At 62.6% G+C, this 21,155-nt stretch carries 17 protein-coding genes and 1 pseudogene; 1 reads left to right on the forward strand and 17 read right to left on the reverse strand.

The genetic code is table 11. The features are described 5' to 3' along the window. Positions 1-91: 91 nt before the first annotated feature. The 4 genes from dndE to dndB are packed head-to-tail and all read right to left on the reverse strand — an operon-like array spanning position 92 to position 5,096. Positions 92-469, reverse strand: coding sequence for a DNA sulfur modification protein DndE (gene dndE, locus C1I98_RS01965; RefSeq protein WP_111165317.1), 378 nt, complete (start codon positions 467-469; stop codon positions 92-94). Beyond that, a complete protein-coding gene (gene dndD / locus C1I98_RS01970; protein ID WP_111165318.1) occupies positions 459-2,447 on the reverse strand; it encodes a DNA sulfur modification protein DndD in 1,989 nt (662 codons plus the stop codon). The genes dndE and dndD overlap by 11 nt, the downstream gene beginning before the upstream one ends. Continuing rightward, complete coding sequence (dndC, locus tag C1I98_RS01975; protein ID WP_233507015.1) at positions 2,434-3,957, reverse strand: DNA phosphorothioation system sulfurtransferase DndC; 1,524 nt, start codon at positions 3,955-3,957, stop codon at positions 2,434-2,436. Before dndC ends, dndD begins: the two co-directional genes overlap by 14 nt. Continuing rightward, positions 3,954-5,096, reverse strand: a complete 1,143-nt coding sequence (dndB, locus tag C1I98_RS01980; protein ID WP_233507017.1) for a DNA sulfur modification protein DndB — start codon at positions 5,094-5,096, stop codon at positions 3,954-3,956. The genes dndC and dndB overlap by 4 nt, the downstream gene beginning before the upstream one ends. Before the next feature lie 68 nt (positions 5,097-5,164). Here dndB and dndA point away from each other — a divergent pair, with 68 nt between their 5' ends. Then, positions 5,165-6,328 carry a cysteine desulfurase DndA gene (gene dndA, locus C1I98_RS01985; RefSeq protein ID WP_233507018.1) on the forward strand — a complete coding sequence of 388 codons (1,164 nt, stop codon included), beginning with the start codon at positions 5,165-5,167 and terminating at the stop codon, positions 6,326-6,328. On the opposite strand, the gene C1I98_RS01990 is transcribed toward dndA, so the two are convergent. The 13 genes and pseudogenes from C1I98_RS01990 to C1I98_RS02040 all read right to left on the reverse strand — a co-directional run. After that, positions 6,315-7,763, reverse strand: coding sequence for a DNA phosphorothioation-associated putative methyltransferase (locus C1I98_RS01990; protein WP_233507020.1), 1,449 nt, complete (start codon positions 7,761-7,763; stop codon positions 6,315-6,317). The two genes, dndA and C1I98_RS01990, sit on opposite strands and share 14 nt — an antisense overlap. A 16-nt stretch (positions 7,764-7,779) precedes the next feature. After that, positions 7,780-8,256: a DNA phosphorothioation-associated protein 4 gene (locus C1I98_RS01995; protein WP_111165320.1), complete on the reverse strand. Its 477-nt coding sequence runs from the start codon at positions 8,254-8,256 to the stop codon at positions 7,780-7,782. Beyond that, positions 8,253-10,322: an AAA family ATPase gene (locus tag C1I98_RS02000; RefSeq protein ID WP_111165321.1), complete on the reverse strand. Its 2,070-nt coding sequence runs from the start codon at positions 10,320-10,322 to the stop codon at positions 8,253-8,255. The genes C1I98_RS01995 and C1I98_RS02000 overlap by 4 nt, the downstream gene beginning before the upstream one ends. Continuing rightward, positions 10,319-10,504 (reverse strand): hypothetical protein, encoded by a 186-nt coding sequence (locus C1I98_RS02005; RefSeq protein ID WP_111165322.1) that lies wholly within the window; start codon positions 10,502-10,504, stop codon positions 10,319-10,321. The genes C1I98_RS02000 and C1I98_RS02005 overlap by 4 nt, the downstream gene beginning before the upstream one ends. A 17-nt stretch (positions 10,505-10,521) precedes the next feature. Next, positions 10,522-12,630: a DEAD/DEAH box helicase family protein gene (locus C1I98_RS02010; protein ID WP_199536660.1), complete on the reverse strand. Its 2,109-nt coding sequence runs from the start codon at positions 12,628-12,630 to the stop codon at positions 10,522-10,524. A gap of 20 nt (positions 12,631-12,650) precedes the next feature. Beyond that, positions 12,651-14,579, reverse strand: a complete 1,929-nt coding sequence (locus tag C1I98_RS02015; RefSeq protein ID WP_111165323.1) for a sigma factor-like helix-turn-helix DNA-binding protein — start codon at positions 14,577-14,579, stop codon at positions 12,651-12,653. 712 nt (positions 14,580-15,291) lie between these two features. Further along, a complete protein-coding gene (locus tag C1I98_RS41090; RefSeq protein ID WP_158557863.1) occupies positions 15,292-15,462 on the reverse strand; it encodes a hypothetical protein in 171 nt (56 codons plus the stop codon). 194 nt (positions 15,463-15,656) lie between these two features. Further along, positions 15,657-15,902, reverse strand: coding sequence for a hypothetical protein (locus tag C1I98_RS40280; protein WP_146607250.1), 246 nt, complete (start codon positions 15,900-15,902; stop codon positions 15,657-15,659). A gap of 907 nt (positions 15,903-16,809) precedes the next feature. After that, complete coding sequence (locus C1I98_RS02020; RefSeq protein ID WP_111165324.1) at positions 16,810-17,484, reverse strand: 5-oxoprolinase subunit C family protein; 675 nt, start codon at positions 17,482-17,484, stop codon at positions 16,810-16,812. Continuing rightward, on the reverse strand, positions 17,481-18,119 hold the full coding sequence (locus C1I98_RS02025; protein ID WP_233507022.1) for a 5-oxoprolinase subunit B family protein: 639 nt from the start codon (positions 18,117-18,119) through the stop codon (positions 17,481-17,483). Before C1I98_RS02025 ends, C1I98_RS02020 begins: the two co-directional genes overlap by 4 nt. Further along, the gene (locus tag C1I98_RS02030; protein WP_111165325.1) at positions 18,116-19,513 is read right to left on the reverse strand and encodes a dipeptidase; all 1,398 of its coding nucleotides are present in this window, start codon (positions 19,511-19,513) and stop codon (positions 18,116-18,118) included. Before C1I98_RS02030 ends, C1I98_RS02025 begins: the two co-directional genes overlap by 4 nt. After that, entirely contained in the window at positions 19,510-20,337 is an 828-nt protein-coding gene (locus C1I98_RS02035) for a LamB/YcsF family protein (protein WP_111165326.1), read from the reverse strand. The genes C1I98_RS02030 and C1I98_RS02035 overlap by 4 nt, the downstream gene beginning before the upstream one ends. A gap of 1 nt (position 20,338) precedes the next feature. Next, positions 20,339-21,130, reverse strand: a pseudogene (locus C1I98_RS02040) (urea carboxylase-associated family protein); the annotation flags it as partial. Positions 21,131-21,155 lie beyond the last annotated feature (25 nt).

Below are 21,155 nucleotides of genomic sequence, written 5' to 3' on the forward strand. Positions count from 1 at the left end.
ACCTGCGGCGCCACGGTGAAAAAGGCTCCGTGACGCCTCTTGCCTTCCCGTCGAAACGAAGGCAAGAGGCGCAAATCTCCAGCCTTAGGATCTAAACAACAACAATCTTTATCAGATCATCCACGGAATTAAGGTCACGTCGTCCCGCCAGATACCCAATGCCGCGATGCAAATGCGTGATGAGAGTCCTCCCGCAAGCTTCTTCGGTTGGTTCGCTGCCATCACGCAGACACCGGGATCTGATCAACGCCACATATATGTCTCCGCAAGCTCCAGCGAAGGTTCGCCAAGACATCTCGATGTTGGAATCGGTAACAACGTCGCGCACCAGCGGGGGCGTTTCGTCCTGCAAAGATACAGCTAGAGCCCAGCGGCACAGGACGTTCCAGTTCTTTATGCCAGTGACTCGTTTGAGCTTGATCAGCTGATCCTTTGCCGGTTGGGACAACCGGATTGTATCAAGCGACATACCGAGTCTTCCCCCATCCGTATCCGCGTTCGATCGTGGTTGTGAACGTCGAGTCGTGGTAGACCAATGTGTACGTCTGGGCGATCGACGGAATGAGGCGCTGCAGCAGCTCATCGTCGATTTCCTCGTCTGTCGACAGCAGAAGCACTTGGTGGCTCGCTTGCGGGAAGTAACGCTCAACAAGATTCTGTCTGTGCCGACTATCCAGTCGACCCAGCGGAGTATCGATGACGCTCGGGAGCCTGTTGCCCGCTACGCGAGCTAGACCCCAGAGGAGAGATACCGCCAAGAGCTGACGCTCGCCGGCGCTCAGGCGTGCAGGATTGAGGTCATCGCCGTCCGCGCCAATCAAGGTCAAGGTGAACTTGCTAGTGTCGATACGTAGGTCCCTGACCAGGCCGTCCTTGCGCATTAGGCGGTTGAAGCTGTCTAGTACAGCAACCTCCAACCGACTGATATGACGTTGCAGCAGGAGCTCTCCGAATTTGTCCAAAGTGTTACGAGCGCGGCCGGAGTATGAAACCAAACGGGCACGGTGCTCGATCTCGGCTAGTCCCTTGGCTCGTTTGGCATATGCCTTCTCGCGGGCTGCCTGGAGCTGCGTGTGTTCCCGGCCGCGTGCGGCGTGAGCCTCCTCCGTGGCGTGCAGTTCCCTCTCGAGGTCTTCCACGCGCTGACGAACCTTGTCCTGTCGGGCGATCAGGTCGGCGATCGTATCTTCTGCTGGAACGCCGGCCAACTGCCGATCTAGCGCGTCGAGCTGCGCTCTGAGCTCTCCAGACTCAGTGAGCAGCTCTTCCGCATGCAGTGATTCGCTTTCAAGAACTTGGTCAAGCGAGTTGAGTTGCTGAATGCCTGTCGCCGACATCCGGATCACTCTAGGAACGCCTGCATCAGCCGCGCGCTGGGCACGGTCCTCTTCCATGAACTGGGCGATCTGCTCAAGCTGAACATCCGGTATGCCGTTGCCGAGTAGCGAGAGAATCTCATGGTCCCGCTTGTGCAGGGCGTCGAGTAGCTGCTCCGCGCGGACCGCATCTTCCTCTCGAGCTACCTGTGCACGCAGAGCCTCCAGCTGACCCTTGAGGAGGAGGAGTGGGAGCGGTCCTGCTGCAATGGTGTTGGCAAGAGTCGCGCTTACAGCTTCGAGCCGGCCTTTCGCGTGGGCACTCTCTGCTTCTAGCTCCGCCCGACGGCGGAAGAGGTCTCCCCCTTCCTTAGCGAAGGCGGCCTCGACGGCCTTCAGCTCCTTCTTTTCATGTAGGAGACCAGCTTTTGCGGAAGCGACTCGCTGAAGCGCATCTGCTCTGGCCACCTCGTTTTCCTCAAGCTGAGCTTCGATGGTAGCGATCAGCTCCAGGGCTACCTTGTCCTCTCGGCTCACCTTCTGGCGTCGTTGAAGAGCTAGCAGGTCGGTCCGCAGCTGTTCGACTGTGCTGACTCCTAGAAGCGATTGAACCGCCGACTCGATGACTGGAGCAGCCCGCTCAGGATCCGCAAGCGATTCGATCTTCTCGCCATCAAAGAAGAAGAGAGATGCGACTTCCAGCGGTAGGAGATCCTCTACATAGTCCGCCCATGTGTCACTGACGGCCTTATCGTGTTCGCCGTTGACGAAGACCGCAAGCGACTCCCGGAGGGTCTTTCCCGAGATCGACCAGTTTCGCTCAATACGGTAATGACGTTGCTCCCCTTCAATCGTGGTCGAGAACCATAGTTTCACACCTGCCTGCTTAGGCATGGCCTGACGGTTCACGCTGTCACGGAGGAACGCGTCGTAGGAGCGATTTCCCCTACCGCTGCACCGTGCCCGGGAGCCGTACAACGCCAGTTGGATAGCATCTAGCAGCGTCGTCTTCCCGCAGCCGTTGAGACCTCCGATCAGGATGATCGGCTTGCCCGGCTTGGGATTCAGAGAGAGGACCTGCTTGCCGAGGTACGCTCCGAAGTTCTCGAGAGTGATCTCATGCAGGAGCATCGGTGCTCTCTTCATCCAATCCGATCAGGGTGGGGGCGACCTTGTTCTGCTGATTGCGTTTGGCTAGCTCGACCGCATCCTCCGCATCCGTGTAGTAACCCTTCTTGATCGCCTTCTCAAGTGCTTCGAACAGTCCGGAGCGACGAGTCATCGTGCGGAATTTCCGTTCAACCGCAAGTAGCTCACGCATCGTCTCGAAGTGCAGGTCGTCTCCGTCGCAGACCTCACGAAGCAGCTCCACCTCGTCCGCGGCCACTGCAAGGTGCTGGTCGAGCGGACTGCCGGGGAACTCCTCGCCCGTCTCCTGCTTGTAGATCTGGGGCAGCGAATCCTCGACCTCATGCTTCTCGAAGACCCAGATGCGTCGGATCTCATGCAGCTCGTCCATGGTGATTAGCTCGATACCCCGCACATGCTCTGGAGCGTTCTGTCGGATCCAGGTCTGCGCGTTAAGGAGTTTGCGGAGCCACTCCTCACGGGCCTTCTGTGTGTACGGTCCAGGAACGTTGCGATCGTGGAAGAGCTGAATCGTGCCGTTCATCTTCCGGAAGTCACGCAGGTGGCTGTCGTCGGGAGCGTCGAGCTCGTCCCGTAGCTCCAGGAGGGGAAGCATCCACTCCTTCTCCTCGTCGTTCTGGATCATCGCCGACATGGACTTGTCCTTGTCGACGAGGGTGCACGTCCAGCAGCCGAAGCGGCTGTCACCACAGGAAGGAGTGGTGTTATCCACCACGAGTGGACATTCTCCATCGCTCGAGGCTCCTTGATACATGGTGAGGAGATCCTTGTTCGGATGCCCCCAGGGGTTGGGCTGCTGCATCAAGAACGTCCAGACCTCGTCGTTGCTCCATGCCTCGACGGGGCTGTAGACGAGGGAGTTGGGAAGGTTGCCGTTGGGCGAGAGACGGTCACGGACACGGCGCTTCTCGTGGCGCTCCATCACTCGGGCGCGAGCCTGGCTCTCGGCCTTGCGGATGCCCAGCACCAAGATCGCCTCACCGTGGTCATGCACGACTCGGCGAATGAACGAATTAGAAGGCTTGATCTTCAAGCGTTCGGTGCACCAGCGGAACTTCGGCTTCGGAGCGGGGTATCCCTTGCCGATCAAGCCGACCCAGAAGGTGTCCTTCACATCAGGCACCAGCCGGTTTGGTTGGATCGGGAGCTGCTGCTTCTCTGCAGCCTTGCGCATGGTCTCCAGTGATTGGGTCACCCAAGCAGCGACTACCGGATTCTCAACCAGGGTGTCCGTGCTGATGACATAGACCGGCTTGGTGCGCTGATCGGGCTCTAGGCCTTGTAGCGCCAGCCACACGAGTTGCAGTACCGCAGTGGAATCTTTGCCGCCGCTGTAGCCCACGACCCAAGGAACCTGATCGGCCAGGTACAGCTCACGGATCTCTGCGGTCAGCTCGTTCACCACCGCGGCGAGACCGCCTTGACTCTCAAAGGGGACAGCGCGCCGGATGGGGGTGTTCAGCATGACGGCACTGCGCGTCGGGGTGCTCATCGCTCTCCTCGCTGGTAGGCGTCTTCTGCCTGCTGCTCATCGGCAGTCAGTTCGAGACCGAGCTGCTTGCGTAGATAATTCACGGTAAGTACGACGTTTTGGTGATTCTTCGAGACACGGCCACCGATGATCGCACGTCCCTCCCAGTCAGGATTGGTCCGCGACCAGTCCACATCTCGAAGCGGCGCCAGCCGCGGCTTCCACGCCTCTGGATCAAGGGAACCGCGAAGTAGTGTGTTTCCGAGCAGCCCTAGCGCGTGAAGGGCGATCCCATGCGTGTGTAGGTACTGCTTGCGGATCTCGGAGGCGGAGAGAGATCGTCTCCGCACTTCTCCCCAGTCCGGGATGAGTGCATCTATAGCTTCCCAGTAGTCCCACGGCAGGCGTTCCCCGTCCTTGCCGCTAGTCAGCTCCAGCCCTTGTAGAAGGGCACTCATCGCCGAGTACAGGGCGCTGAGCGTGAAGAGCTTGCGCGATCGAGCTGAGAGGTTGCTGCTCTCCATTTCAACGAAGTTGCGGAACACCGGGCACTTCAGCGCAAGGAGCCGCGTCAGCTGTGAGAGCTCATCCCGATGGTCGTAGAGGACTCCAATGGAACGGGCCGGCCGCACAGCATGGCGGTTCAGGTCAGCGAACATCTGCTGGCTGCGCTCGAGGCCCGCGTCGTGGAAGAAGACGACAGCGATGGTCTCATCACCGAGTGATGGGTTCTCTTTGAGTGCCGCCTCGATAGCTGCACGTCGGTGCTGGCCGTCATTGATCAAGAAGCGCGAGGCCATCGGGATGTGCAGCTGACCGACCCGCAACCCTGGGCCTTGGTCCGCCACGCCCACGAAGCGCATGGAGCCATCGACGGAGGCGGTTAGCGCAGAAAAGACGTAATCGTCAGGGTTCTCCAGGATGTACTGCGCGAGTGCTGGAACTCGTCCCTTGTTCAGGACTCGCTGCGCTCGAACCTCCGGCGCTAGCTCATCCTCATCGAACAAAAAGATCTTGGGGATGAGGCGCAACGGACACATCGATACGTAGTACTCACGTCCTGCCTGCAAACCGCGGATAGCCGGGAAGATGTACTCGAAGCCCGCAGTGGTGGCGCCCCCACCTTGCTGCACCAGCGCATGTGATCCCACGTAGTCCACGGTACCGTAGGTACGTGTGCGTTTTAACGTACACACGTGATGTGATGCCAACAATGATGAGAGCTGGGGTGCATGTGGTCGCCTACCTGGATGCTGCGGCAACGACGAGGGTGCTCCCGGAGGTCGCCGAGGTCGTCCTGCACTGGATGTCCCAAGATTTCGGCAATGCGGGCTCGCGTACCCATGAGTATGGAACTCGCGCCAAGAAGGCAGTAGCCCGCGCTCGTGAAGGCATCGCAGCCCACCTCTGCGCACGCCCGGATGAGTTGATCTTCACCAGCGGTGCAACCGAGAGCAACAACATCGCCATCCTGGGGCTGGCTCCTTTCGGCGCTAAGGCTGAACGCCGTCACATCATCAGCACCGCAATTGAGCACAAGGCTGTGCTGGAGCCACTGGAGCACCTACAGTCACAGAGTTTCGAGGTCGAGCTGATCGAACCGGGCTCCTCCGGCCGCGTGAGCGCGGAAGCCGTACTGGAACGGCTACGTCCTGACACGCTGCTTGTATCTGTCATGCAGGTCAACAACGAGACTGGTGTCATCCAGCCCGTCGCCGCGCTGGCCGAGCATCTCCGCTCCACTTCCACGTATCTTCACGTTGACGCGGCCCAGGGCTTCGGCAAGCTGCCAGACGACCTTCGTGCACCAATCGATCTCATCAGCTTCAGCGGGCACAAGATTGGAGCGCCCAAGGGAGTGGGCGGCCTGCTCATCAGACGCCGCGGGCGGGACTCCGTGCCGCTGACCCCGCTGATGTACGGAGGCGGCCAGGAACGCAAGCTCCGCCCCGGCACACTTCCGGTTCCCCTCATCATGGGTCTGTCCAAAGCTCTTGAGGTGTTCGAAAGCGAACGTACACAGTGGCTGCAAGCGGCCAGCGAGTTCCGCGCCCGTCTGCTGAAGGGACTCGACAAGACCCGCTTCAACCTCCATGGCGACCAAGAGCACGTGGTCCCGCACATCCTCAACCTGTCGTTCGCGGGCGTGGACACTGAGGCCTTGATCTTGCAGCTGAAGAACTACGCCGCGGTGGCCACCGGATCCGCCTGTACAAGTGCGTCGTACACCCCAAGCCATGTTCTCGCAGCGATGGGACTGCCCGAAGAACAGGCCAGCAACGGGCTGCGCCTCTCTTGGTTCCCCGACCAGGCTCAGGCACTGGACGTCGACGAGTTCGCAAGTATCATCGCCGAGTACCAATCCGGCATCGCACCGGTCACTTCCTCTTGATCAGTCGGTGACCACGGAGCTGGCGGCCGCAGCGGACTAGCTCGGCCTCCCAGCCCTGCTCCGTCCTAATGAGATGGGGATTGGCGTATAGGCCGGCTCGCAGCTCGCTCTCGGTTAGTCGCCGATACTTCGGAACACTGGGGTCATCCGGGTGAAGAAACTCATGCTTGCGATGGAGTAGAGGTCTGTTCTCCGACTGCTCGTAGGGCATGTGTGAGGTCTTGAATGTGGTGAGATCGACCATGTAGGACGATCGCAGCCGCGGATGCGGATCCGTGTCGAACTCGGGATAGTCCAGCCAACTCACTCCCCTACCCTGATGGCGCAGCTTGGCCAGGGTCCACTCCTGCGGACGTCCTGCCGCGAGCGAAGCGCAGTGCTCATACAGGCGTAGCACAACGGGCATGTGATCAATTGCCCGGCGATGCACGTACAGGGCTGTTGGCGTGAGCTTGCCAGCCTTTGACCCGTTCATCGCACCACGGACATAGGCATCATCGCGCAGCTTGAGCAGCAGACGATCGGACCGCATGCATGCTTCCCTGTAGGAGTTGAAGAACGCTCTCACGTCGAGCTGCACGGGAAGGGGGAGGCATCCGAAGGGGGCACGCCCATTGAACAGCTCCACACCTAGGAACAGCAGCGTGGTCAAGGTGGATCTCTTCGCACCTTCCACGACCTTGTCTGGATCGGCCGACACCCGGACGATCCGCTGCAGTTCTGCGGTGTTCAAATGGGCTAGGAGCTCCGCCATCTGCGCCGGCATCTCCTCTACACGCGGCACCCGCCCGCGTCGCTCTGTGTAGTCGACTACCGAGGCTATCGCCGATGCCGCGTCGTCAGAGGCCAGCCAAATGGCCGCGGGTGCGATCCGACGAGCCAGATAGCCCAGGCGCGCTTCATCACGCTTGAAGGCATAGACGATTCCGGGAGCCGCAGAGACGCACCGGACGCCTGTGGCATCCTCAACGCAACTTCGGAGCTCTCCAGCACTGAACAGGTGCTGAAACGTCCGCCGGCTGGTAAGGACTCCGTCGCCGAAACCCGTGCCCTTGATCTTGGACTTCTCCCAGGTGAGACGAGCGGAGACCACCAAGATCCCCTTAGCAAGCCCCCACGCCTTGACGAGCGTACGACGCCGTTCCTCCGGGTCCTCGATGATGTTGAGGACATAAGTCAGCAGCACGACATCCGATGGGTTGAGGCTGCCTTCGGGGTGATAGTGGGGGTCCCAGCCGACCGCTCTCATGGCGACCCCCTGTAGAGCCCGGACATCATCCCCTCGTCCGCAGCCATAGTCCAGGACTGACGAGTCAGACGTGATCTGCTGGTCCACCACAGCCTGACGCGCGGGTACGGAAAGTCCCGTTCTGCCGATGGCGGTCAGGCGACGCTCGGTTTCCCAAGCGCCGCCCATCTGCTCTGCGAGAGTCACATGCCCATCATGGGGTTCAGAACTCCGGAGGGCTGAAGAATTGGCCTAGCTCTGGGGGAAGCCCTCCGGACCTCTGATCCCGGCCAGCTCGTCGTACCATCTCCAACAACACGTCCATGACCCGCGACTTGCTCGCGTTGATCTCGCCTTGGATGTAGTTGAGACCACCGTTTGCATACTCTTCGAAGATTGTGACCCGCTCCCCGAGGCGCTCCTCACTCAGGATGGAAGCGTCGCCAGGGTGCTCCAGTACCCCGAGGGAGTCGATGAATGCCTCGGCAGTCGGAGAGCGGCGCAAGACTTCGTACCGAATGGGTTCGCCGGTCTCGCTGAACTCCTCCCTACGCTCATGGGCGTAGCCGACGGACGCTGCAAAAAGTAAGGTCGCGGCCATACTGGTGAATGGACCATCGCCGTCCTTGCTCAGCTGCTGGATCAGACTCTCGTGCCCCTTGGGCCGACGAACTCGCTGCTCACTGGGGCTCGTCATCATTGCGCCACCTCAGTGAACTCTGCGCCGTCGAAGGAAGATCCCAGTACCTGGTACGGGTACTCTCTCCCGTTCACAGCGATCTTCTTCGTAACGTCCTGCAGGTCACTTTTCGTCGTATGGGTCGTAATCACATACTGCTTGCCCACGCGCGGGTGCAGCGAGTTCTCGGCGACCCCTTCGGCTTGGGCCTTGCTGGACAGGACCACCACCTGAGAGGTCATCTCTGGGAGAAACCTGGCGATCTGCCGACGGTAGTCATCGTCTAGGTTGCCGAACACCGCGTCCATGACAATCGGATACTCGCCGCCGACGCCTCCGAAGAAGGGGTTCGGATTCGTGGCAGCGTCGCGGCACTCTTGCGCGATGGCGCCGACGAAGGAGAGTGAGAGCAGCATGTTCTCACCAGTGGACTTGGGGGCCGGGACCTTCTCATCGCCTATCCGCTCCCAGTACTCCAGCTGGAATCCCGGCGTAAGCTCCGGCTCGTAGTTCTTCAGCGACGCCTGTTTGAACAGGGTTCGGATGCGGGTGTCCAGACGGCGGCGGATGCTGTCGGACAAGAGCTCAAGGATCTGCCGGAGCGCGGTCTCGGTCTCTCGGATCACGGCGATCCGGCGCTGGATCCGCTGGTTGTTCTCGTCCTTGACCTGAATCTTGTCGACCTGCTCCTCTTTCTGCCTTTTCTGGTTGGCCAGGAAGTCGAGGTGCTCGTCGATTGTGCCGAGGCGTCTGCTCGTCTCGCTCAACTTGTCGATCATCTTGCTGCGTCGCACTTCGATTGCACTGATGTCTTCCGCCGGCAGCTTCTTGATCTCAATGGAAACCTCGTTGAGCTGCTCAACCAGCGTGCGCTCTTTGTCTGATGCCTCACCGATCAGCCGATCCGTCTCCGCCAACCGATCCATCGTGCCACGACGCCGCTCCTCCAAGCCGGCTACAGCGCCGCGAAGTTGATTCCATGCCGCTTCCACGTCGGCAAGGCCAGCACGCGCACGCCACATTTCCAATGCTGCTCGCTCGGGCGAGCCTTCGGTGAGATGGGTACCGCAGATGCACTCGCCCTCTACGAGAAGGTCGTCGATGAACGTGCGCTTTAATGGTGCGGGCAGCTCACCGCGCTCGCGAAGTGCATCACAGGCAGCGATGATCTCCTCAGGCAGATCAGGAAGGAAGGCTAGATAACCTGAATCTGCGAGCACCCGAGAGCGCTCGTCTTCGAGCTTGCGCAGTGACTCATGGGCGCTCTCACGTTCCCGTTCCAGGCGCTCACGCTCAAGCTGAAGTTGCTTGGCACCGTCCAGGGACTTGAGACGTGCCGCGAGTAGCTCAATCTCATCCTTGAGGTGCTGAACTTCAGTGTTAAGAGACTCCTTCTCCTGCTTCTTCTCTTCCGTCTCCTTGAAGATGGCATCGATCTCAGCAGTCAGGCGCTCGGCGAGCTCACTGTTAGCCCCCTCGGACTTCAGCTGGTGACGCAGCTTGTTCGCCGCCGTAGGTAGGTGCTTGAGGGCTCGCTCGAGCTGCTCTAGGCCGAGGAGTGTCTTGATCGCATGCTGGATCTCCGCGTAGGCCTCCTTGCGGACCAACTGCTCGATGCGCTCACCGTTGACGAAGAAGAACTTGCTGAGGCGCTCGGGAAGAATCTTGTCTATGTGTCCCTGAGCGCTCTTGAGCTCTTTGGTGACGCCCCTGTCGTCACGCTCGAGGAGGAGCAGCTGTGCCTTGGGCAAACGCTGGTCTGAACTCTGCTTCTCCGCTGTGAGAAACCGGCGTGCAGTGTAGGTGCGGCCTTCGTGTTCGAACTCAATGGTCACCGACATGTCCACCGACGAACCGACGCGTGCTTCCTGCCAGATCCCGTTGTTGATCAATCTGTCTTGCTGCTCGACATCTGCGCTGAGATGCCCGTAGAGGGCCCAGGTGAAGGCGTTGAGCAGGGTCGTCTTACCGCCACCGTTGGTGCCGTATACCAGCGTGACGTTGTGCCCCGGCTCCTGGGCGAACGAGATGCTGCTACGTCCGCCGTACGGTCTGAAGTTCTCAAGCTCGATCGACAGCAGCTTCACTTGATGATGCCCTCAACCCTCCGGATGATCTGGTCGCTCACGTTGCGCGTCACCGTCGCGGTGTCTCCCAGATGCAGGTTCTCCTTCTCCAAAGTCAGAACGTCCACGATAAGCTTCTTCGCCTCATCGCTTAGCTCCGCATAGATACGACCGACGATCTCGCGCTCGTTCTGGTCGCTCACTGTCTATTCTCCACCCTTCACACATCAAGAAGTTGGTAATAATCGCGCAATTCCCTCAGTTTGGCGAGGGCTTCGCCGTGATTCTCCGCGTACCCGGCAAATTCGACGCATCGAGCCAGCTCTCGCCGGAAGAGCCGGCGCTCGATTTCGAACAGGGCAGGGTCCTGTGGGGGCGTCACCACGAAGTCGATAACCTCCGCGAAGCTCTTCCCTGGCGCCCTTCGAAGGATCCGACCACGGCGCTGAATGAATTGTCGAGGGTTGGTGCTACTCGCGAGCATGTACGCCACGCGAGCATCCGGGAGGTCGACCCCCTCGTCCAGACAGCGCATGGACACAAGAACTTGTAGGTCACGCCCAGTCGCGAACGATCGGAGCAGATCCCTGCGTTGCCGCTTGTGCTCTCTGGAGGTGAACGTATGAGCTCTGAGACCCAACTCCTTGCCCACCAGCTCGATGACTTGCTCGACCTGACGTGGCCCGGTTCCGCCGTCAATCAGCGGTGTGCCGCCCTCAGCGCAGTAGATCAACTGGAAGAAACTGTGCCTGTGTCCTTCCAGTGCCTCCCGAAGGGCTGGCACCTTGGCTCGAGCGTGCCCGAGGACCTTAGACCGCATCCCTAGCAGCATTCCGAGCGGTGAGTTTTCATCCTCGCTCACCGACTCCGGCTCCTGCGATCTCATAAGCGCGCCGATCTTCACGGTGAGCTCGGTGTACTGCTCTGCCTCGTCGTCGCCCAGGGGGACGAGGACTGGGTGGTATCTGTATCTCGTCAGCGCCCCTAGGTCGATCGCCTCCTTGAGACCAAGTTCGATGAGAATGTCCCCGAAGTAGTCCTTGAGGGCGTCGGTGCCCGTCGGGTCGAACCATCGCTCCGGTGTGGCGGAAAGGGCGAGGCGGAACTGGGCATGTGCCGGGAGAGCCGTCAGCAGATGTTCTGCCCCCAGATGGTGCGCCTCATCGGCGACGATCAGCAGAGGCAGATCGACGGCGGCAAGGAGCCCCTGGAAGGATGCCGCGCGGAAGGTTGCATTGGTGACCACCAATGTGATGCTCCCTTCTCGGCGCGCCCGAAGAGCGGCTATCGCATTGCGCGCCGCCGGCTCCCACGACGCGACCAAGTCACGGCACTTGATCGGCACAACGCCGAAGTTGCGAAGCTTTGCGGACCACTGCTCGACAAGGTCCAGGAGCGGGACGACAACCACCGTGACCAAGGACAGATCACGAGCGTGAAGCTGTCGCCCCATCTGGTCGAGCGCCGCCAATGCGGTGATCGTCTTTCCAGTGCCGGTAGCCATCTGGAGCATGCCACGGCCATTGGCGCTCAGCCACTTCGCTACCGCAGTCTTCTGGTAGTCCCGCAGCTCCACATCATGCGGCACTCGCACCCATCCCATGGTCGTGAGATCGGTGGACACGACCAGTGGCTCAGGACTTTCGGTCCCGGTCGGCAACTCGCCGGCACGTTCGCCCAATGCGATGAACCGCTCCTTCGCGACAGCGGGAAAGTGGAGGATCTCCAGCCGTGGCGTGCGTCCGGCCCACAGCTCATCGAAGTCGTATCGGAGGATGTCCACCCGGCCCTTGTCGTTCTCTTCCCACGATCTGAAGACCTGGATCGATTCGAAGTTGTCAAGGAAGGCGGAGCTGGTCTCGTTCATCGAACCGGTGAATGCGACGGTGTCCCCATACTTGTCGGAGATGAGGCCAATCTTCTCGTGGTAGAGCGCAAGGCCTTCCCTGCCGTGGACGATAGCGATCTTCACATCCAGCACGCCTTGAGCAATGAGATGGCCGAGGAGCCCAAGCCCGGCGAGTTCTTTCCGAGGACGCTCGGTGTCTAGGTCCAGCTCACGGAGCACTGCCTTGGCGATGATCTCTCGGTACGCATACCCAGCCCGCATCTCCTCGATGTCGCTGTCCGTTAGGTGCGGACTGGCTATGAGGCGAATACGACCTCCGTTACGTCTAAAGCCTTCCAACCCGCGAGCGACCAGTGCGAGAGACTTGCTGGTGAAGTATCCGACTGCTCGGTCGTATCGGTTCGCGAGCGAGAGGCAGGGGACATAGAACTCGCCCACGGCGTTGCTACGGTCGCTCCTGTAACTGTCCTCGATGGTCAAGGCGCGCAGCATTTCAGCCATCACTGGCCACCAAGCGCAGCGAAGAAGTCATCGAGATCAGGAACAGAATCGTGTGCTCGAAAAGACTCACTCAGGGTGTAGCTCTCTAAGATTTCGGCGAGGTTAAGGTCGCCGCGAGCACGCAAGGCCATCACGAGAGCAGCCCAGGAGGTTTGCGCAGAGAGTGCAAGGGCGCCGGCTATGGCGGATCGCAGGTCCTCTCCACTCAATCCCCGTGGGGCACCGGCGCGAAGCGCGATCTCGTCATCCTCGGTCTTACTCCAGGCCCGAACCAGCCGGGCACGAACCGTGCCATGGTCGGTCGGTGCGAGCCAGAGCACATCACCGATCTTGGCCTGAAGCTCTGTGGCCAGTGAACGGATGCTTCCGAATTGCGGCTGGGGTGCTGCCCAGGAGATGCGGATCTCCTGGGCCAGAGCAGCGAAGACGCGTTCAGTCCCCTCCGCGACTTGGAACAAGGCCATTACGCCACGTGGCGCCGTAAAGCCCGACCCGCGCAGAACCTCCTTGTTGATGTCTACACGGAACCACCACTGTCCCCTGAGGAAGAAGCACCTACGGGTCTCTCCAGGGGTGGGCATTCTGCGTGGTGCCTGGCTTGGCCCGTCATCTCCATTCCCTGCCAAACTGATCCACCCATCCCTACGAGAGAACTCCCGCCGCGCCGCGTAGGCGCGAACACTGGCCGGCGAGACGCCAAACTGTTCGACGAGTTCATCAACCACGTCAGACAGCCATGCCCTGCCGCCGCCGCGTTCGATGCGTTGAACAATCTCCTCGCGGATGCCCTCGTACGTCTCAAGGTCCCACTCGGGCAACCCATATGAGTTGGGGCCCACCCTTGAAATCCGATCGTCCTCCTGCAGTCGATTGCGTAGCGATCTGATCGTATCGACCTGAATCCGCTCTGCGATCTCTTCTACGCTCAAGGGACGTCCTTCCGCTCTGAGGACAGCGACCGTCAGCTCAGGCTGGGACGCACCCTTGCGAACCACCAGATCCCCAAGCGAACGAAGCCCGCAGTAATTCAGCCAGGCAGCCCAGTCCGCAGCGTCCAGCAGCAGCTCAGCGCGAATCTGGTCCAGGGTTGCACATTGCCCCTCGACCAAATCACAACAGACGGCTGCATGGAAGGTTGCATCACGGAGATCCGACAGCGATGTCATCGCCAGCCAAGGTTCGTCGATGTCAAGATCGGGCAGTAGCACCCCGAGGAAGGCGGACAGCTCGAGACTGAACGAATAAATTTCAGCGGAAAGCTCGGCGATCCTCGCAATCGCTTGCTCAATCGTCATGAGCGGGGATGCGTGTACGCGGACTGCATCGCTCAGCTCTGAGACACGCTCCGCAACCGCTGTCGTTTCGCGCCAACCGGCGAAGTCTTCAGCCACTTTCTTTTCGAGCTGGCGAATCCGCTCACGACTCACACCCAGCTCGTTGCCCAAGTAATCAAGGTTCCGATCTCTGCGGACCACCCGATGGCGAAAGATCAGCCGCCGTCGCTCATCTAGCGAGGCCGCCCATCGTTCCAATAGATCGCCTAGGGTCGCATCAATCCTGAGGCGAGACGTCTGTTCGCCGTCGTTTTGATCCCCGGTATTACCATCCACCAGCGAGATAAGCAGGGCGCTCAAGATATCAACAAGTGACTGCCTACCGCAGGTGCGGAGGTGCCGAATGTCAGAGACGACCCAGCGCAGCAAGTCCCTCGAATCACCAATGGCGTTGTTGATCAGGATATTGCGCGCTCGCACAGTCTTACAACGCCGCGCCACATCGCTCGCCGCCGGATCCGGCACACCCAGGAGTTGCCCTAGGGACTCGGAGCCCTCGTATGACGCCAACTGCCCAGCATAGGCGGAAACCAGTCCTTGACGCGCATCCGGAGCTGCGGCGTTTAACGCTTCCAGCATGCCATTGAGAGTCATGATCTACCTCCTCAACAACTAGGCACGGCGGCATGTCTAGTAGAGCGCACCGACAGTTTCCGGAGTGCGCCTCCTCTACAAGCGGAGGCTACCCTCACTGTATACAACAGGGTCACCTGCTGCAGATCGATTGATAGGACTGAATAGAAGCTGATCCTAAGCGAGGCCGATCCACCAAGAATCTGCACACAATATCTTGTTTTCTACATCCTCTTGGAGAAGTCCAAATCAGCGAGACCGGCGATTGGCGATCGTCGTGGCGATGGTTGGGCAGACCGTTGCCAGCAGTCAGCGCTGGCCACGACTTCCTCATCGATGACCTGGCCAGCAATGGAGCGTCACAGGTGATGCCGAGAGCGGGGACTCGTTCGTTCATAACCCTGCAATTCAACACGAACCTAGCCTCGCACACCGCATCCCTGGACGCGGTCGCCAGCCTGCCAGCCGGATACCCGACATCCGAGACACAGAGCGGCATGCCAGCATGGATTAGCATACTTAATCTCGACTAGATCGCCGCCAAAGTGGACCCTATGCACTAAATATCCCCTTTGTCACACTACCTTCCTATTGGGTCAGCATTGCCGCATGTGAGAGTCGCCGACAAGCCGGACTGTGAGCGAGCGACGTACTGCCCGCCCCCTGAGCAACCGCCGCGATCGACCAGGAGCGCCCCTGCATGTCACAGATTCCCCTCTGGGAGGAACCACCCTCACGCGCGGACCGCGGAGCCGAAGTGCCTTCGGTGGATGAGTTTCTCGACCTCCTGATACGCCCAAGGCCCAAGATATCTGGCGTTAAGATCCCTGCTGAGAAAATCCAGCACGACGCCAGGACCGTCCGGCAGTGGGCACTCGGACACGGCATTGATCTTGTCGTTCACGAGCCGATCCCTGACTACGTCCTTACCGCTTACGAGCGGGCATGCGTAGACCCGCCGCCCTCCTGACTGTCTGGTGCGGATGCCCAGCTCTCCCCAGGCGCTTCGAGAACCTCCGAGGCACTGCCTTCGACGTGGCCATGACCGATAGGCCGGTTCCGGCTGCCCGACCAGCCAGAACCGGCTCGCCCACCTAGCTAGTTGTGCCCGCGCCACCACGCGCGCAGGACGATCGCCACAAACTCGGCGACAGCAAGGATCACGGCCACGCTCGCCTGCCCCACCCACACCAGGAGGACCGGGGCAGCTACGACCACGACGAGCGCGGCCAAATCCACGAACGACTTGGCCCGAGCGCTCATGTGGCTGTGTGCGGATGATGCCTTCTTGGCCTTTGGCCTGCCTTCTTCAGGCATGATGGTATGCGGACGGAGTTCGGTCATCGTGCTCCTTCGTCTTGAGAGGGCCCGTGTGACGCGCCGGTCAGGTTGGCCGCCAGCGTCGGCGTGACACACGGGTCCTCATGCTGTCTATGGAAATTCAGTCTTGCACACACACAAACCCCCAGGTCACACGTCTCATGCATTCTGATATTTAACGTCCATAAGGTTGATATGAAGATGAGGTCGTAGGAGTAGCACCGAACTCGCTACGATGTTCGCCGAGGTGAATGAGTCATGGCGAAGAAGCGGCTCCGTCTCCCATCCCTTCCTGAAGGGAGACAGCTTGACTTCTTTAGGTCTATGCAGAAGCTTGTCCTAGAGAACGGTGACCTATCCGTTGCCGCTATTGCCAAGATGGTTCCCTGCTCTCATCAAGCTGTCTATAAGGCTCTGACCGGCCCAAACTTACCGAGTCACGCCATCACGGAGACTCTTGCGGAGGCACTCGCGGGACAGGAAGCGGCGAAGGAGCTTCTTCGCCTCTGGACAGATGCAGTCGATGAGTCACGGAGCGTAGATTCCAGCCTCCCCGATAAGAAACATCAGAAACCTGGCCCGGCTCACCAGCAACTCCTGAACATGCTGGACGAACTTCGCAACGGGTCGCCGTGGAAAGTGGAGTTACATGCGTTCCGGGCACGAATGGGGCGATCGACGGCGTATGCGATCTTTGCTGGACGCTATCTGCCTAGCTGGCCAACCCTTGAGCGACTGGTGAGTCAGCTTGGTGGCGATCCTGCGCAGTTTCGACAACCATGGGAACTAGCGTTCAACGAACGTCAAACAAGGCGCCGCGTTCAGTAGCAACTCCTGCCTCAATCGCATGGTCCTTCTCGATCGTCATCGTGAGGTTGGCTTGCCCTCACGATCCAGAGCTGGGGATATTCGAGGGGTGATCTTGCGCAACCTACGCGACGCATGGGCTATTTGCCCAGCTCAAGCCACCTGAGGGCGCGGATTGGCCTCCGCTTGAGGGGCCCCGGTGGTTCCAGACAGCGTCCGGTGTGAACCAGTCGTCGCGAGGGCCCGGGACGATCTCCAGAGTGGGTGATTGGACGATCGCGCCGACGGGTGCGACATCGACGCCGGGCAGCCGGCCGGACGGACGCCCGAGCGGGAGCCGCCGGTCGCGGCGCAGCGGGGCGGGGCCAAGGCCCGACATCAGGTCCGCCGATCTGCTGCCCAGTGCCGCGGGCACCTCGATACCGCCGGAGATCGCGAGGTAGGCCCGCACACCACGCCCCCGGCGGCCCCCCAGGCGCAGCACCTGCCCCGGTGCGGCGTAGTAGGGCACGTTGGGGGTCAGCGGGGTCTCGTGGAGCCGGGCGTCGAGATCGGCGCCGGTCACGGCGAACCATCGGCCGTCGGAGAACTCGCCGATCAGGTGCCCGAAGGCGATTTCGAGACCCGCGGCGCCTTCGGGGTTTCCGACCAGGCGGTTGGCGAGTTTCAGCGCGGGCGCGTCGAGCGCTCCCGACGGCGGGACGCCGAGGGCGGCGTGGCCGGGACGGCCGAGATCCTCCACCAGGGTGAGCGGTCCCGGTTCTCGGACCAGGAAGTACGGTACGTCGATGGTTCTCATGCGATCGGCTCGAAACGCACGGCGACCCCGGCCGTGATCAGTGCCGGGGGGTCGCGATCGAGATCCCACAGGCGTTCCTCCACGGTGCCGAGCAGGTGCCAGCCGCCCGGTGACGACCTCGGATAGACGCCCGTGAACTCACTGGCCATGGCGACCGCGCCGGCGGGTACCGAGGTCCGGGGGGTGTCTCGCCGCGGTAGCCGCAGGACCGGATCCAGGCCGACGAGATAGGCGAACCCAGGCGACAGTCCGAGGAAGGCGGCGGTGTACCTGGGACGGCTGTGCCGCTCGATCACCTCCGCGACGGTGATCCCGCAACGTCTCGCCACGTCCGCGAGGTCCGCGCCGTCGTACCGGATGGGGAGCCGCACGGTCGCCGGCGGCGCCGTCCCGCCGGACGGGGCCGCCGGTCCGCGGGCGAGGCGTACGGCGGCGGCCAGGGCGGTGCCGTGCGGCCGGTCCGCGATCACGAGGAGCGTGCGAGCCCCGGGGACGATGTCGGCCACGCCTGTGATGTGGGCCCGCGACAGTTCCTCGTGCAGCCGCCGCACGCTGTCCAGGTCGTCCAGCTCGATCAGGACCGCCCGGTCGCCGGCCGGGCGGATTCCGGCGACCCTGCCCGCACCGCTGGTCACCGCAGCTCGCCGGGACTCGCGAGTTCGTCCCACAGGTACGCGACCGCCTCCGCGCCCTTGAGCAGCAACGGCATCTCCACCTTCTCATTCGGCCCGTGGTAGGCGTCGTCGGGCACCGTCATCACGACGAACACGACGGGGGCTCCGAGCACATCGCGAAGGACGGCCGAGGGGCCCGATCCCCCCTCGCGGGTGTAGAGCACCTCACGGTCGAAGGCGCGCTCCAGGGCACGGGTCACCGCCCCGAGGGCCGGATGGCCGAGCGGCGTGAGGATGGGCCGGACGCCATCGGCGTAGAACTCGACCTGAGCCTCGATGCCGGGGGGCGTCAGGTCCTCCACCCACCGCCGGACGGCGTGCTGGATCTCCAGGGGTTCCTGGTGGGCCACGAGCCGGAAGGTGACCGTGGCCCCGGCCTCGCTGGGGATGATGGTGTTGAGCCCGGGGCCCCGGTGCCCGCCCCAGATGCCGTTCAGCTCGGCGGTGGGCCGGGCCCAAACGCGTTCCAGCGTGGTGTAGCCCTGCTCGCCGTACGCGACCCGCGACCGCGCCTTGGCCAGCCACTCCCGTTCGTCGAACGGCAGCCGCCCGAACAGGTCCCGTTCGGCCTCGGTGATCTCGGCCACGCGATCGTAGAAGCCGGGGATGGCGACCCGGGCCTGGTCGTCGTGCAGGCGGGCGAGCACCCGGCACAGCTCGGTCAGAGGGTTGCGCACGGCACCGCCGAAGGACCCGGAGTGCACGTCGCTCGACGGCCCGCGGAACACGATCCGCGCTCCGACGACGCCGCGCATCCCGGTGCACGTGGTGGGGACGTCCTTGGACCACATGCTGGCGTCGGAGTTGACGACGACGTCGCAGGCGAGGCGATCGGCGTGCCCGCGCACGAGCGAGTCGAGGTTGGGCGACCCGGCCTCTTCCTCGCCTTCGATGAGGAGCTTGAGGTGGATCGCGGGTGCGGACCTGCCCGTGACCGCGAGGTGCGCGCGTACGGCGAGGGCGTGGAAGAGCATCTGTCCCTTGTCGTCCGATGCGCCCCGCGCGTACAGCCGCTCGCCGCGTACCGTCGGCTCGAAGGGCGGCGTGTCCCACAGTTCGACCGGATCGACCGGCTGGACGTCGTGGTGCCCGTACACGAGCACGGTGGTGGCGTCCGGCTCCGCGGCGGGCCACTCCGCGAACACCGCGGGATGGCCTGCCGTCGGCCACACCTCCACCGCCGGGAAGCCCGCCCGCCGGAGGGCGCCGGCGATCCAGTCCGCGGATCGCCGGACGTCGTCGGCTCGGTCAGGGTCGATGGAGATCGAGGGGATGGCCAGCCATTCGGCGAGGTCGGCGAAGAACGCATCGCCGTTCGCCTGGATGAAGGCCCTGACGTCGGCTTCCACGGTCATCGGCGGGTGCTCCTCGGGGCGGGGTGGGCGGTTCGCGGGAGATCAGCGGGGTCACCGAAGGCGCGCAGCGCCACCCCCTCGGACTCCAGCGCGGTCCGTACGGCGGAGAGGAGGGGAGCGGCCATGTCGGTGTCGCCGTGCAGGCACAGGGTGTCGGGGCCGACGTCGAGCACGGTGCCATCGACGGCCCGTACGGTTCCGTGCCGGACGAGTTCCAGAGCCCGCTCGACGATCGCGTGCTCGTCGTGCAGCACCGCGCCGGGCTCCGCGCGCGGCACGAGTGTCCCGTCGGCGCGGTAGGCCCGGTCCAGGTACGCCTCCCTGGCCACGGGCAGCCCGGCCGCGCGGGCGCGGCTCTCCAGCGCGGAGCCGCTGATCGCCAGCACGGCCAGCTCAGGATCGACGGACGCCACCGCGGCCACGACGGCGTCGGCCACGGAGGGGTCCTGCCATGCCAGGTTGCCGAGCGCGCCGTGCGGCTTGACGTGCCGGAGCCTGACCCCGTGCCGCCGGCAGAACGCGTCCACCGCGCCGATCTGGTACACCAGGTCGGTGGTGATCTCATGGGTTCCGAGCGCCATCATCCGGCGGCCGAAGCCGACCAGATCGGGGAACCCGGGGTGCGCCCCGACGCGCACCCCGTGCCGCTTGGCGGCGGACACCGCCGCGTCGATGGTCCTGGGGTCGCCCGCGTGGAACCCGCAGGCGATGTTGGCCGAGTCGACCAGGGGCATGACCGCGATGTCGCCCTCCAGCGCGTAGCGGCCGAACCCCTCGGCGAGGTCGGCGTTGAGGTCGATGGCCGGCCGGGCGCGCTCGGACACATCAGCCCCCGTTCACAGACCAGACCGGTGCACGGAGGCCGTGCACGCCCTGATACGACGCCGGGGGCGTCGGAGACCAGCCATCGATCAGACCGGCGGCCGGGCGGTGGACCTCGACCGCCAGCGGCCTGCACACCTCCAGAGGATCGCGGGCCTCCGGACCCCAGAACGGCAGGGAGAGGTCGCCCGCCGGGCACGTGGACAGCGCGCACAGCAGGTCCTGTTCGGCGAAGAACTCGAAGAAGTCCCCTGGCTTGGCGGGCGACGCCTTCATGAAGTAGCGGTCCTCGTCGTTCAGGCCGGTGCACTGGAAGATGTTGAGCACGTCGTGGACGTCCGACTCGGTCAGGCCGTACGGCAGCACGGCGCGGACCAGGTTGGAGTGGCAGTGGAAGTCGAAGTCCTCGCCGGTGAGGATGCGGTTGACGTAGGGGTCGCAGCGTGAGCCGAGCAGGTCGTGCACCCGTCCGCCGTCGCCGTCCACCCCGTAGGACTCCAGGGAGTCGCCGGTGACCGTCAACAGCGGTCGCAGGTAGGGAAGTGTGGACCAAAGCCGGTCGTAACGGCTCACGTGAGCGCGTTGGAGCTGGCGGGTCCGCGCGGCCCAGAGGCGTTCCCTGGGGTTGTGGCGGTTCCAGACGTTGAAGTCGCCGACCTGTGGCCCCTCGTCCGTCGTGATGATCCGGCACAGATGTCCCGCGGGGACCTCCCATGCCCGGCCGGACCGGATCGGGATGACGAACGATTCGGTCATCTCGCGCTCGCCGGTGCGCTCGGCCAGCCGATCGTAGAAGTTGAGCCCGGCCTCCGTATCGCTC

The organism is Spongiactinospora gelatinilytica (assembly GCF_003236385.1).
GTDB lineage: Bacteria > Actinomycetota > Actinomycetes > Streptosporangiales > Streptosporangiaceae > Spongiactinospora > Spongiactinospora gelatinilytica.

Bases quoted from the DNA above. Each gene is read 5' to 3' on its own strand.
- dndE (WP_111165317.1), bottom strand. From the start codon at position 469: ATGTCGCTTGATACAATCCGGTTGTCCCAACCGGCAAAGGATCAGCTG.
- dndD (WP_111165318.1), bottom strand. From the start codon at position 2,447: ATGCTCCTGCATGAGATCACTCTCGAGAACTTCGGAGCGTACCTCGGC.
- dndC (WP_233507015.1), bottom strand. From the start codon at position 3,957: ATGAGCACCCCGACGCGCAGTGCCGTCATGCTGAACACCCCCATCCGG.
- C1I98_RS01995 (WP_111165320.1), bottom strand. From the start codon at position 8,256: ATGATGACGAGCCCCAGTGAGCAGCGAGTTCGTCGGCCCAAGGGGCAC.
- C1I98_RS02015 (WP_111165323.1), bottom strand. From the start codon at position 14,579: ATGACTCTCAATGGCATGCTGGAAGCGTTAAACGCCGCAGCTCCGGAT.
- C1I98_RS40280 (WP_146607250.1), bottom strand. From the start codon at position 15,902: ATGACCGAACTCCGTCCGCATACCATCATGCCTGAAGAAGGCAGGCCA.
- C1I98_RS02020 (WP_111165324.1), bottom strand. From the start codon at position 17,484: ATGAGAACCATCGACGTACCGTACTTCCTGGTCCGAGAACCGGGACCG.
- C1I98_RS02030 (WP_111165325.1), bottom strand. From the start codon at position 19,513: ATGACCGTGGAAGCCGACGTCAGGGCCTTCATCCAGGCGAACGGCGAT.